General features: G+C 66.3%; 11 protein-coding genes. 8 read left to right on the top strand and 3 right to left on the bottom strand.

Annotated features, from left to right (window positions below):
* Positions 1 to 50 precede the first annotated feature (50 nt).
* From lnt to ACHFB9_RS13100, 5 genes are all read left to right on the top strand, one after another.
* Positions 51 to 1,508, top strand: coding sequence for an apolipoprotein N-acyltransferase (gene lnt / locus ACHFB9_RS13120; RefSeq protein WP_417067701.1), 1,458 nt, complete (start codon positions 51 to 53; stop codon positions 1,506 to 1,508).
* 51 nt (positions 1,509 to 1,559) lie between these two features.
* A complete protein-coding gene (gene asnB / locus ACHFB9_RS13115; protein WP_417067699.1) occupies positions 1,560 to 3,524 on the top strand; it encodes an asparagine synthase (glutamine-hydrolyzing) in 1,965 nt (654 codons plus the stop codon).
* 1 nt (position 3,525) lies between these two features.
* Positions 3,526 to 4,683, top strand: coding sequence for a glycosyltransferase family 4 protein (locus tag ACHFB9_RS13110; protein ID WP_417067697.1), 1,158 nt, complete (start codon positions 3,526 to 3,528; stop codon positions 4,681 to 4,683).
* A gap of 104 nt (positions 4,684 to 4,787) precedes the next feature.
* A complete protein-coding gene (locus ACHFB9_RS13105; RefSeq protein ID WP_417067696.1) occupies positions 4,788 to 5,855 on the top strand; it encodes an MraY family glycosyltransferase in 1,068 nt (355 codons plus the stop codon).
* Positions 5,855 to 6,982: a glycosyltransferase gene (locus ACHFB9_RS13100; RefSeq protein WP_417067694.1), complete on the top strand. Its 1,128-nt coding sequence runs from the start codon at positions 5,855 to 5,857 to the stop codon at positions 6,980 to 6,982. The genes ACHFB9_RS13105 and ACHFB9_RS13100 overlap by 1 nt, the downstream gene beginning before the upstream one ends.
* Here ACHFB9_RS13100 and ACHFB9_RS13095 read toward each other — a convergent pair.
* Entirely contained in the window at positions 6,958 to 7,866 is a 909-nt protein-coding gene (locus ACHFB9_RS13095) for a glycosyltransferase family 2 protein (RefSeq protein WP_417067693.1), read from the bottom strand. The genes ACHFB9_RS13100 and ACHFB9_RS13095 overlap by 25 nt on opposite strands.
* An 88-nt stretch (positions 7,867 to 7,954) precedes the next feature.
* On the opposite strand from ACHFB9_RS13095, the gene purB reads away from it, so the two are divergent.
* The 3 genes from purB (at position 7,955) to ACHFB9_RS13080 (ending at position 10,619) form a co-directional block, all read left to right on the top strand.
* Positions 7,955 to 9,322, top strand: a complete 1,368-nt coding sequence (gene purB / locus ACHFB9_RS13090; RefSeq protein WP_417067692.1) for an adenylosuccinate lyase — start codon at positions 7,955 to 7,957, stop codon at positions 9,320 to 9,322.
* Positions 9,323 to 9,570: 248 nt separating this feature from the next.
* Positions 9,571 to 9,906 carry a DUF2322 family protein gene (locus ACHFB9_RS13085; RefSeq protein ID WP_417067690.1) on the top strand — a complete coding sequence of 112 codons (336 nt, stop codon included), beginning with the start codon at positions 9,571 to 9,573 and terminating at the stop codon, positions 9,904 to 9,906.
* Between the two features lie 71 nt (positions 9,907 to 9,977).
* A complete protein-coding gene (locus ACHFB9_RS13080) occupies positions 9,978 to 10,619 on the top strand; it encodes a response regulator (protein WP_417067689.1) in 642 nt (213 codons plus the stop codon).
* Positions 10,620 to 10,666: 47 nt separating this feature from the next.
* Here ACHFB9_RS13080 and rfaE2 read toward each other — a convergent pair whose 3' ends face one another.
* Together rfaE2 and ACHFB9_RS13070 are read right to left on the bottom strand one after the other, a co-directional pair.
* A complete protein-coding gene (rfaE2, locus tag ACHFB9_RS13075; protein ID WP_417067687.1) occupies positions 10,667 to 11,161 on the bottom strand; it encodes a D-glycero-beta-D-manno-heptose 1-phosphate adenylyltransferase in 495 nt (164 codons plus the stop codon).
* Between the two features lie 68 nt (positions 11,162 to 11,229).
* Positions 11,230 to 12,054: a ferritin-like domain-containing protein gene (locus ACHFB9_RS13070; protein ID WP_417067685.1), complete on the bottom strand. Its 825-nt coding sequence runs from the start codon at positions 12,052 to 12,054 to the stop codon at positions 11,230 to 11,232.
* Positions 12,055 to 12,166 lie beyond the last annotated feature (112 nt).

Below are 12,166 nucleotides of genomic sequence, written 5' to 3'. Positions count from 1 at the left end.
TGTCACGAGTCTGGGCGATAATCCCTTCTTACGATTTCGATTATCCCCCCATGCCCTTGCGTCTTCCCGCTCCGCTGCTGGCCGTCCTCGGCGGCCTCGCTTCCGTTCTGGCCTTCGCGCCATTCGGCCTCTCCCCGCTGATGCCTGCCTGCCTGGCCCTGCTGGCCTGGCTGTGGCGCGATGCCGCGCCGCGCCGCGCCGCCTGGCTCGGTTTCTGCTGGGGCTGGGGCGCCTTCTTCGCCGGGGTCGGCTGGCTGATCGTCGCCTTGCACCGCTATGGCGGCATGCCGGCGCCGCTCGCGGCCTTGTCGATCGCGCTGCTCGCCGCCTATATGGCGCTGTGGCCGACCCTGGCCGGCTGGCTCTTCGCGCGGCTCAGAAGCCGTCACTGGCTGGCCGATGCGGCGCTGTTCGCGGCCTGCTGGACAACGGGCGAGTGGCTGCGCGGCTGGGTCTTCACCGGCTTCCCGTGGCTCGCGGTCGGCTATTCGCAGACTCCGCCCAGCCCTCTGGCCGGTTTCGCGCCGGTGCTCGGCGTCTATGGCGTCGGTTTCCTCGCCAGCCTGCTCGCCGCGCTTGCGGTCTTCGCGTGGCGCGAACGCGGCAAGCTCGCCGCGGCCTGGGTTCTGGTGCTGGGCGCGGGTTTGGCGCTGAGCCTGGTGAGCTGGACCGCTCCGCTCGGCTCTCCGGTCAGCGTCGCGCTGGTGCAGACCAACGTGCCCCAGGAGATGAAGTGGGACGCCGAGCGCTTCAACAAGGTGCTCAATGCGAACCTCGCGTCGCTCCGCGATGCGCGCGGCCGCATCATCGTGCTGCCGGAGACGGCGCTGCCGACCCTGCTCGACAACGTGCCGCCGAACTACCTGGAGCTGATGACGCTGATGCTGCGCCAGAGGGGGGGCGAGGGCGTCGTGGGGGTGTTCACGCGCGATGGGGACGGACACATCTACAACAGCGCGGTGACTCTGGGCAGCGACCGGGCCCAGCAGTATAGCAAGCGTCACCTCGTGCCTTTCGGCGAGTTCTCGCCGCCGATGTTCGGCTGGTTCTACCAGCTCGCCCACATCCCGATGTCCGATCAGAGCCGCGGCCGCTCGGCCACGCCTCTCGCGATCGCCGGGCAGAAGCTCGCGCTCAACATCTGCTACGAGGACGTGTTCGGCGAGGAGCTGATCGCGTCCCTGCCCGAGGCGACGCTGATGCTGAACATCAGCAACCTCGCCTGGTATGGCGACTTTCACGCCCAGCCCCAGCATCTGCAGATCGCTCGGATGCGCGCTCTGGAGACCGGCCGGCCTATGCTGCGCTCGACCAATACCGGCATGACCGCGGTGGTTCGTCCGGACGGATCGGTTCAGGCGGTGCTGCCAGCCTTCACGCGCGGCGTGTTGAACGCCGAGGTGCGCGGCTACCAGGGGCTGACGCCCTATGCCCGCTGGGGGAACTGGGCGATCCTCTTCGTGATCGCGTGCTCGCTGGCGGTCTCGCTGTGGCGCCGCCGCGCTTGATGTGCGCCGGTCCCGCCCTTAAGCTCGCCTCTTTGCGTTGAAAGCCTCGCCATGTGTGGAATAGCCGGTTTCTGGTCCCCGAGAGGATGTGATGCTCCGCTCGCCGGGCTCGCCCGCGCGATGGGGGATGCGATCCGGCACCGCGGACCGGACGGTCATGGCGAGATCGCCTGGCCCGAGCAGGGACTCGCGCTCTCCCATCGCCGGCTCGCGATCATCGACCTGACCGAGGCCGGCCGTCAGCCCATGGCCTGTGCTTCCGGGCGCTGGACCATCGTCTTCAACGGCGAAATCTACAATTACCTCGTCGTGCGCCGCGAGATCGAACAGGCGCGTGGCGGCTTCGCGTGGCGCGGCCATTCCGACACCGAGGTGCTCGTCGAGGCGCTGGAGGAGTGGGGGCCGGAGGGGACTCTGTCGCGCTGCGACGGGATGTTCACGTTCGCTGCCTGGGATGCGCTGGAGCGCCGGCTGATCCTGGCCCGCGACCGCTTGGGCGAGAAGCCGCTCTACTACGGGACCATGCCCGACGGTTGCCTGCTCTTTGGCTCCGAGCTGCGCGCGCTGATGGCTCATCCCTCGTGGCGGGGCGGCATAGACCGCGATGCGCTCGCCTCCTTCATGCACTTCAATTGCATCCCGGCGCCGCAGAGCATCTTCAGAGGCGTCGCGAAGCTGCCTCCCGGGCACTGGCTCGACGTGCGCGGCGCACAGGCCGGTGAGCCGAAACCGTACTGGTCGCTCTCTGATGCGATCGCGAACGGCCGCGCCTCGCGCGAAGCCGATCCTGGGGATCCCACGCGCTGGGTCGATCGCTTCGAGGCGCTGCTCGGCGAGGTCATCGAACAACAGATGCTCTCGGACGTGCCTCTGGGCGCTTTCCTGTCCGGCGGTATCGACTCGTCGCTGGTCGTCGCCTTGATGCAGAAACACGCGAGCCAGCCGGTGCGCACCTTCACGATCGGCTTTGCCGAGGACGCTTTCGACGAGGCGAAGTTCGCGCGCGAAGTCGCCCGCCACCTCGGCACCGAGCACCACGAGATCACCTTGAGAGGGCGGGACGCGCTCGACGTGGTGCCGCGCCTTGCCGGGCTCTACGACGAGCCCTTCGCCGATTCGTCGCAAATCCCGACCTGGCTGGTTTCGCAGTTCGCCCGCGAGCAGGTGACGGTTGCGCTGTCCGGCGACGCCGGGGACGAATCCTTCGCGGGCTATACGCGCTACCACGTCGGCGACGGTTTCTGGAACCGCGCGCGGCGCATCCCGTATCCGCTCAGGCGCGGCCTCTCCGCGGCGATCGGCGCCGTTCCCGGCCCGTTCTGGGACAAGCTGGCCGGAGGTCTCGGCCCGCTCTGCCCGCGTCTGCTGCGCGCCTCTCCGGGCGACAAGTTCGCCCGCGTCGCGCGGATGCTCAGGGGGCACTCGCCGGCCGATTTCTACGACGAGCTGATCTCGCACTGGAAGGATCCGTCGGAGCTGGTTCCCGGCGCGAGGCTCTTGCCGCTCGCGCTGGCCGAGGCGACGGCGCGGCGCGCCGGCGGCGACATCGAATACATGATGGCGCACGACACGCTCGCCTATCTGCCCAACGACATCCTGGTCAAGGTCGACCGCGCGGCGATGGGCGTGAGTCTGGAGACGCGGGCGCCGCTCGTCGACCGGCGCATCGTCGAGTTCGCGTGGAGCGTGCCGATGGCGCTGAAAGTGCGCGACGGCAAGGGCAAGTGGCTGATGCGCGAGGCGCTCGCCCGCCATGTGCCGCGCGCGCTATTCGAACGCCCCAAACAGGGCTTCGCGGTGCCGCTTGCCGCCTGGCTCAGGGGGCCGCTGCGCGAATGGGCCGAGGATCTGCTCTCGCCCGCCGCGCTGGCCGAGAGCGGTCTGCTCGCGCCCGAGCCGATCCGCCGCAAATGGGTCGAGCACGTCGAAGGCCGCGCGAGCTGGCCCTACTGGCTCTGGGACGTGCTGATGTTCCAGGCCTGGCATCGCCATTACCGAAGTTCGATCACCGACTGACATGCGTATCCTGCTCTTTGCGAACACCGACTGGTTTCTGTGGAACTTCAAGCGCGCGCTCGCCCGCGGTCTGCGCGAGGCCGGGCACGAGGTGCTGCTGCTCTCGCCGGCCGGCCCCTTCGGCGAGAAGCTCAAGGCCGAAGGCTTCCACTGGGAGGCCTTCGAGGTCTCGCGCAGCGGCATCAACCCGCTCGCCGAGTTCGCGACCGCGCGCCGGCTCGCGGCGGTCTATCGGCGCCTCAAACCCGATCTCGTCCATCACTTCACGATCAAGTGTGTGATCTACGGTTCGCTCGCGGCCCGGCGCGCGGGTGTCGCGCGGATCGTCAACTCGATCACGGGCCTGGGCTTCGCGATGCTCGCGACGACGGCAAAAGCCCGGCTGATCCGCCCCGTCGTCGTCGCGCTGTACCGGCGCGCGCTCGCCGGCACCGAAGTGATCTTCCAGAACTCGGACAACCGCGACACGCTCGCTCGTCTCGGCGTGCTCGCGAAAAGCGGTGTTCATGTGATTCCCGGCGACGGGGTCGATGCGGAGCATTTCGCGCCGCCGGCGGGCGGCGCGCCGGGGCATGTCGTGTTGATGATGTGCCGGCTGCTCGCTTCGAAAGGGGTCCATCAGTACGTCGAAGCGGCGAAGCTTGTGCGGGCGCGGATTCCCGATGCGCGCTTCCTGCTCGCCGGCTCGCCCGATCCGGGCAACCCCGAGAGCGTGACCGACGCGGAACTGGCGCTCTGGCGCAGCGAAGGGGCAGTCGAGCTGCTCGGCCAGCGCGCCGACGTGCTCGAACTGCAACAGGGCTGCGACGTCGCGGTGCTGGCCAGCACGCAGGGCGAAGGCATGCCGCGCTCGCTGGTCGAGGCCGCTTCCTGCGGCCGTGCTCTGGTCGCGACCGTCGTCCCCGGGTCGCGCGAGCTTGTCGAGGACGGAGTCGATGGCCTTCTGGTGCCGCCCGGCGACGTGAAGGCTCTGGCCGGCGCAATCGAAGCGCTGCTCGCCGATCCGGTGCGGCGCGCGAAGATGGGCGAAGCGGCCCGCCGCAAGGTGCTTTGCGAGCTCGCCGACGGGCCGGTCATCGCGAAGACGATGGCCGTCTACGGGGGCGAAAATTCCCCTTCACCCTTTATCCCTCTCCCGCAGGGGCAGAAGGACGTCTGAGCCGCCCCCTGCGGAGGGACAAAGGCAGGAATTGGAGCGCGGGCGCGGATCGCGCATAATGCGCCCGTATCCGCTCAATCCCCCATTCGCCCCCATTTCCCGCCTTGACGCCCAAGTACCTGATCTTCCCGTTCTTCTGCACGCTGCTGGCCTGTCTGGGCCTGGCGCGGCTGGCGCCCTGGCTCGCGCTGATGGACCGACCCGATGCGCGCAAGCAGCACGGCCGCGAAGTTCCGGTCGTCGGCGGCATTGCGATCATGCTGTCCTATGTGCTCGCGCTGAAGCTGCGCGGCATCGCCGGCAACCTGACCGAGGCGATGCTGCCGGTCGGGCTGATGCTCGCGGTCGGCATCGTCGATGATGTCCATGCGTTGTCGGCGCGCTTCAAGCTCGCCTTGCAGTGCGTCGCGGCCTGGTTGCTCTGCCGAACCACCGGTTTCGACCTGACCGCGCTACCGATTCCCGGCTTCGATGCCGGCCTGCCCCTGGGCCCGTTCGCCCTGCCCCTGACGATGTTCGTGATCCTCGCGGTCATCAACGCGATCAACATGTCCGATGGCGCCGATGGTCTGGCCGGCGGCTATGTGTTCGGCGCGCTGCTGCTGCTTTTGGGTGTCGCGCTGGTCGCCGGTCGCCCCACCCATGTTCTGCTGATCGTTGGCCTGATGTCGTCGATCGCCGGTTTTCTTGCCTGCAATGCCCGTCACCCTTGGCTGGCGCGGGCCCGCGTCTTCATGGGGGACGCGGGCGCGCTGTCGCTGGGTATGCTGATCTGCTGGCTCGCCTTCGACCTCGCGCGTGGAAAGACCCCGGCGATGCCGCCGGTGCTGCTGCTCTACGCGGTCGCGCTGCCTCTGCTCGACATGGTGACCGTGTCGGTGCGGCGGATCCTGCGCGGCGTGAGCCCGATGAGCGCCGACCGCACCCACCTTCACCACATCCTGTTCCTGAAGGGACTCTCGGTCGAAGTTTCGGTCGTCGTGCTGTGGGTCGCGCACATGCTGCTGGCCGGATGCGGTTTTCTGCTCTGGCGCGCCGGCGCGTCGGATGCGGTGCTGCTGGCGCTGCTGCTCGGCGCGATGCTCGCGAAACTCGTCGTGATGCGGGTATGGGAAGAGGTCCGCGATCCTTCCGCGCCAGTTGCGACGCCCAGGGAGCACAGTCAGCTCTGATGGCGGCGCGGCGGATCACGATCATCATCACCGGCCTGGGCATAGGCGGGGCCGAGCACGCGCTGCTCAAACTGCTCGCTGCGCGCGATCCGTCGCGGATCGAAGTGTCGCTGCTGGTGCTGGGCCGCCTTGACTCGCTGGCGCCGCAGTTCCGCGCGATCGGCGTCGAACCGGTCTTTCTGGGCCTTGCGGCCGGGCGCTGGCCGTTTGCCGCGGTGGGGCGCCTGATCGCCGCGGTCCGCTCGACCGAGCCCGAGCTGATCCAGGGCTGGATGTACCACGGCAACCTCGCGGCGAGCTTCGTCGGTGCCCGGCTCAAGGTCCCGGTCTGCTGGAGCGTCCGCGACACGCCCGATGCGGCGCACGGCCACAGTCTCTTCACGCGGCTGACGATCGCGCTCTCGCGCCTCTACGTCGGCCGCGTCGCGCATATCTTCAACGTCTCGACGCGCAGCGCCGCCTACTGCGCGGAGCATCTGGGCTGGCCCGCGGCGCGCACCGAAGTGCTGCCCAACGGACTCGATGTCAGCCATTTCCGGCCCGATCCCGAGCGACGCCGTGCCGCCAGGTCAGCCTGGGGCGTGGCCGGGGACGAGACCGTGATCGGTATCGTCGCGCGCTGGAGCCCGGTCAAGAATCACCGCCTCTTCCTCGAAGCCGCCGCGCAGCTTCTGATCAGCCATCCGCGCTGCCGCTTCGTCATGATCGGCAAGGATCTCGATCGGGACAATGCCGAGCTCGCCGCCTGGCTCGCCGAACTGGGTCTCGCTGACCGGGTTCTGCTGCTCGGGCCCCGTCACGACGTCGAAACGCTCTATCCCGGCCTCGATTTCCTGGCGCTGACTTCGCGCAGCGAGGGCTTCCCGAACGTGCTGGCCGAAGCGATGGCCTGCGGCGTTCCGGTTGTCTGCACCGACGTCGGCGATGCGCGCGAGATCGTCGGCGAGGGCGGCCGGATCGCCGCCGCCGAACCGCGAGCTTTTGCCGCGGCTCTGGCCGGTCTGATCGACTCGCCCGAGCTCGATCGCATTCAGACGAGCGCGCGCGCGCACATCGTCGGGCACTACGCGATCACCGGCATCGCCGAGCGGCTTCAGTCCCGCTACGAAGCTCTTGCGAGCGCTTGACGGTCGCGCAGCCACAGCAGCAGACCGATGGGAATCGCGGGGATCAGCAGCAGAGCGTCGGCGACGGGGTGGCGGCCACGCGTGCTCGGGGTGCGATGCGCATGCAGACAGTAGCGAACCTGGCTGGCGAGCGCCTTGGCGCGCTCCTTCAGCGCGAGCGGCAGCTCCAGCCTTTGCCGGTGGTAGTCGGCGAAGGCGTTCGGGCTCTTCGCCGAGCGCTGGGCGAAATGCGCCATCCAGCCATCCGCCGAATCGAAGTAGACCCTCAGCGCGACATCGATGTAGCGCAGTTTGAACTCAAGGCCGATCCGGTCCCAGACGAGTCCCTCGGGGACCGATTTCTCGCCCGGGTACTCGGGAAACGGGAAGGCGCGCATCACCGCGGTCCGGTGAAAACCCCACTTCTCGCCGTGGACGCGCTCGCGCGCGATCGGTTCATAGGGATGGGCGTCGAAATACGGGCAGCCGAAGCCCGGGCCGATCAGCTCGCCTTCCTCGGTCTGGCAGTGGCAGCAGATGCCCGAGAAGCCAGAGCGCTGATCGGCGGGAATCGCGCGCCAGTGGCGCGCAAAAATCGCGATCGTATCCGAGGTGCAGGCATCGTCCGAATCGAAGGGCAGAAAGAGCTTGCCGGCCGCCTCGCGCACGCCGCGGTTCATCGCGACGTGTTTCCCGGCGTTGGCCTGGGCGATATAGCGGATCGGGAAATCGGCTTCGAGGGCGAACTCCTCGATCAGCTCGGCGCTGTCATCGGTCGAACCGTCATCGACGATCAGCCATTCGAAGTCCTTGCAGGTCTGGGCCTGGAGCGAAGCGAAGACGCGGGGGAGGGTGTGGCTGCGGTTATAAGTCGGGGTGAAGACGGTGAAGAGAGGGGCGGACATGGGCAATCGAATCGAAGCATGACGGCACAGGATCAGGCCGGGTGGCTCCGGTATACTCTCCGTTTTATTTTTCGGCCCGTATCTTGCCATGACAACGACTCCTCTGACCGCGCTCTCGCCGCTGGACGGCCGCTATGCCTCGAAAGTTGAAGGCCTGCGCCCGCACTTTTCCGAATTCGGGCTGATCCGCAACCGCGTGCGCGTCGAGATCGAATGGCTCAAGGCGCTGGCCGCCGAACCCGCGATCGCCGAGGCTCCCGCATTCTCCGCGGCGACGATCAGTGAGCTCGACGCGGTCATTGCGAGCTTCTCGGTCGAGGATGCCGAAGCGGTCAAGGCCATCGAAGCGACGACCAACCACGACGTCAAGGCGATGGAGTACTGGCTCAAGAAGCGCTTCGCCGCGAACGGCGAAGTGATGAAGGTGACCGAATTCATCCATTTCGGCTGCACGTCCGAGGACATCAACAACACCTCCCACGCGCTGATGCTCACCGAGGCGCGCGCCGCGTCGCTGCTGCCTGCCTTCGACATGGTGCTCGATCGCTTCGTCGCACTCGCCCACGAACATGCCGATCTGCCAATGCTCTCGCGCACCCACGGTCAGACCGCGACGCCGACGACGCTGGGCAAGGAGATGGCCAACATCGCCTATCGTCTGCGCCGTGTGCGCGCCAGCATCGCCGGCGTCGAGATGAGCGCCAAGTTCAACGGAGCGGTCGGCAACTACAACGCGCACTTGTCCGCCTACCCCGACTTCGACTGGGCCGCGTTCAACCAGCGTTTCATCGAATCGCTGGGCCTCGTCTTCAACCCCTATACGATTCAGATCGAACCGCACGACGCGATGGCCGAGCTGTTCGACGCCGTTGCGCGGGGCAATACGGTGTTGATAGACGCCTGCCGGGACATCTGGATGTATGTGTCGCAGGGCTATTTCAAGCAGAGGCTCAAGGCTGGCGAAGTGGGCAGCTCGACGATGCCGCACAAGGTCAACCCGATCGACTTCGAGAACGCTGAAGGCAATTTCGGCGTTGCAAACAGCCTGCTGCGCCACTTCAGCGAAAAGCTGCCGATCTCGCGGATGCAGCGCGACCTGACCGACTCGACCGTGCTGCGCAATATGGGCGTGGGCCTGGGGCACACGGTTCTGGCGCTCGAATCCTGCCTGAAAGGTCTCAACAAGCTCGAAGCCGATCCGGTCAAGCTTGCCGCTGACCTCGATGCCGCCTGGGAAGTGCTGGCCGAACCGATCCAGACCGTGATGCGCCGTTTTGCGGTGCCCAACCCCTACGAGCAGCTCAAGGCGCTGACCCGCGGCGCGCACATCACGCGCGAGACGCTGCAGGACTTCATCAAGACGCTGGCGATTCCCGAAGAGCACAAGCTTCGCCTGCTCGAACTGACTCCGGCCACCTATATCGGGGCCGCCGCCGAACTGGCCAGGAAGATCTGAAGCTTATGGGGCAGCGTAGCTGCCCCATGCTTCGGTTCCCGCTGTCCCGAGTCAAAATCAACAGCTTTGCCGCAGATTGCGCGGAGTACGCGGATCGATTCTCAAGTTCGCCCTAGTGTGCGTGAGCGGGCCTTAAGCGATGCCTCGGCTGGACGCAGGCAATCGCTTGAGCCTTGGTTGCTGCACCAGTCGATGAGTTCCGCTGAATTTATCCGCGTGGATCCGCGTGATCCGTGGCGAGGCTTTTTATGTCAGTCCAGGCCATTCCGATGTTTGCCGACAATCTGAAGCAGTTACCGAAAGTTTCCCATCTCGAAGCACTGCGCCTGCTCGATGGCGAGGGCGTCGAGCTCGCGCTGATCGAGAACAAGGCGGGCCAGATCGGATCTCTCACCATCTACAACCACCTCGCGCAGACCTTCGGTGCGATCACTGCCGAAGCGGCCCGCAAGGGGCTTGAGCTCTACGCCGAGCACAGCGAGGACGCGCGGGCGAATCCGGGCAAGCATCCGAACATCGACCGGCTGATCGCGATCGCTGCCGGCGGCGCGACCTTGAGGGTCAAACACGTCTTCGCGCTCTGAAGTCAAAAAACGCAAGCTGTTGCGATTTGTGTCACGCTCGGGCCCGCATCTCCTTATTCAGGAAATGGAGATTGGGTATCATCGCTGCCATGAACGACGTGCTACCTCATTCTCTCCGGACGGAACGCGAGTACTGCAGCACCAGTGATGCGGCTCAGAGGCTGGGCGTGTCGCTGGGCACCGTCCAGCAGATGGTCGAGAGCGGTTTGCTCGAAGCCTGGAAGACGGCGGGCGGCCACCGCCGGATCAAGGTCGTGTCGGTCGAGGACTATCTGCGGCGACGCACCTCCGGAAGCTCTTCGCATGGGAATGGACAGCTGCAGGTTCTGGTTGCCGAAGACGACCACCTGATGCAGCGCCTCTATTCACACACCTTCACGACCTGGGGCCTGCCGATCGCGCTGCGTTTTGTCGAGAACGGCTTTGAAGGCCTGCTCGAGATCGGTCGCCAGATGCCCGACCTGCTGATCTCCGATCTCGTGATGCCCGGGCTGGACGGCTTTGCGATGATCGCAAAGCTGCGCTCCGATTCGCGCCTCGCGGACATGGACATCGTCGTGATCACCGGTCTGTCTCAAGAGGACATCGATGCCCAGGGCGGCCTGCCCGAGGATGTCACGGTCTATGGCAAGCCGGTTCCGTTCAAGGAACTCAAGGGTTACATCCAGGCCCGCATCGCGCAGCTCCAGCGCCACGGCCGCGCGCTCGCCTGAAGCGAATCTGGAATGGGGAAAAAGCCGGCATTGCCGGCTTTTTCATTTCAGCTCGCGCTGCGGATCTTGCCGAGCAGCGCGGTCGTCGAGCGCTCGTGTTCGAACGGGATCGAATGGACCGCACCGCCCCAGGCCAGCACTTCCTTCGCGCCGACGATCGCGTCCGGCTTCCAGTCCCCGCCCTTGACCAGGATGTCTGGCTTCGCAGCGAGGATGCGCTCTATAGGCGTGTCCTCGTCGAACCAGGTCACCAGATCGACGCAGCCCAGCGACGCCATCACCGCGAGCCGGTCTTCGAGACAGTTGATCGGTCGGTCCTCGCCCTTGCCGAGGCGGCGCACCGAAGCGTCGGTGTTCAGTGCGACGATCATCGCGGCGCCGAGCGCCCGCGCCTGGCCCAGATAGGTCACATGACCGCGGTGCAGGATGTCGAAGCAGCCGTTTGTGAAGACCAGCGGCCGGGGCAGGGTGGCGATCGCGCCGGCGAGGTCTTCGGGGGCGCAGATCTTCTGCTCGAATGCGGGACGCGGATAAGTACTCATGGTCGGCTCTGGCGGTAAAACCGCCATTGTAGCCGCGTGATCCGCGGCGAAGCGGTCGCCTCTGATCTTTACGCCGCCAGCGCCTTGCGGAAGCGGTTCAGATCCTGGACCGTCTCGAAGTGCTCGCCGAACAGGCTGGAGAGGTTGCGCAGGATGCCGCCGACGACTCTGGCCTCGCAGTCCTTGTCGAAGACGATCTGCTGATCGAGCCAGTGTTCCAGCCACTCCGGGTCGGGCAGGCGGGACTGGATCGTGTCGTTCGGGAAGAGCGCCTTGCTGACGTGCAGATTGGTCGGGTGCAGCGGTTGCTTGCTGCGCGAGGAGCTCGCCATCAGCACGCCCAGCTTGCAGAAAGCGGCACGGGCTGTGCCCGCGTCCTTCTCGATCGCCCGTTTCATGTACTTCAGATAGGCGCCGCCATGCCGCGCTTCGTCGCGCGAGATCGTGTCGTAGATCTTCTTGATGACCGGCTCGGTGTGCCATTCGGATGCGCGGCGGTACCACTGGGTCAGGCGCAGCTCACCACAGAAGTGCAGCATCAGCGTCTCGAGCGGCGGCGCGGGGTCGAACTCGAAGCGGATCGCGTGCAATTCCTGCTCGGTCGGCGCGAACTCGGGACGGAAGCGGCGCAGATACTCCATCAGCACCAGCGAGTGTTTCTGCTCCTCGTAGAACCAGATCGACATGAAGGCCGAGAAGTCCGAGTCGTCGCGGTTGTCGCGCAGGAACATCTCGGTCGCCGGCAGCGCCGACCACTCGGTGATCGCATTCATCTTGACCGTCAACGCCTGCTCGTCGGAGAGCTTCGCGCCGTCGAACTCGGCCCAGGGGATATCCTTGTCCAGGTTCCAGCGGGCGGCTTCCAGCGATTTGAAAAGTTCAGGGTAAAGCATCGGGTCTCTCTCGTTCGGGCTCATGCTTCGGTTGAAGCCTGACTCAGGGGCATCCGACCCGGAGGATCCCGCTAAGTTCCATCCCGATCAAGGAACGGGTCCCGATCGGGGT

This window comes from Niveibacterium terrae (assembly GCF_048213115.1).
GTDB lineage: Bacteria > Pseudomonadota > Gammaproteobacteria > Burkholderiales > Rhodocyclaceae > Niveibacterium > Niveibacterium terrae.
This window is presented reverse-complemented; position numbering and strand designations above follow the sequence as displayed.

Excerpts from the sequence above, each read along its gene's own strand:
- lnt (WP_417067701.1), top strand. The coding sequence starts at position 51 with ATGCCCTTGCGTCTTCCCGCTCCGCTGCTGGCCGTCCTCGGCGGCCTC.
- asnB (WP_417067699.1), top strand. The coding sequence starts at position 1,560 with ATGTGTGGAATAGCCGGTTTCTGGTCCCCGAGAGGATGTGATGCTCCG.
- ACHFB9_RS13110 (WP_417067697.1), top strand. The coding sequence starts at position 3,526 with ATGCGTATCCTGCTCTTTGCGAACACCGACTGGTTTCTGTGGAACTTC.
- ACHFB9_RS13100 (WP_417067694.1), top strand. The coding sequence starts at position 5,855 with ATGGCGGCGCGGCGGATCACGATCATCATCACCGGCCTGGGCATAGGC.
- ACHFB9_RS13095 (WP_417067693.1), bottom strand. The coding sequence starts at position 7,866 with ATGTCCGCCCCTCTCTTCACCGTCTTCACCCCGACTTATAACCGCAGC.
- purB (WP_417067692.1), top strand. The coding sequence starts at position 7,955 with ATGACAACGACTCCTCTGACCGCGCTCTCGCCGCTGGACGGCCGCTAT.
- ACHFB9_RS13085 (WP_417067690.1), top strand. The coding sequence starts at position 9,571 with ATGTCAGTCCAGGCCATTCCGATGTTTGCCGACAATCTGAAGCAGTTA.
- rfaE2 (WP_417067687.1), bottom strand. The coding sequence starts at position 11,161 with ATGAGTACTTATCCGCGTCCCGCATTCGAGCAGAAGATCTGCGCCCCC.
- ACHFB9_RS13070 (WP_417067685.1), bottom strand. The coding sequence starts at position 12,054 with ATGCTTTACCCTGAACTTTTCAAATCGCTGGAAGCCGCCCGCTGGAAC.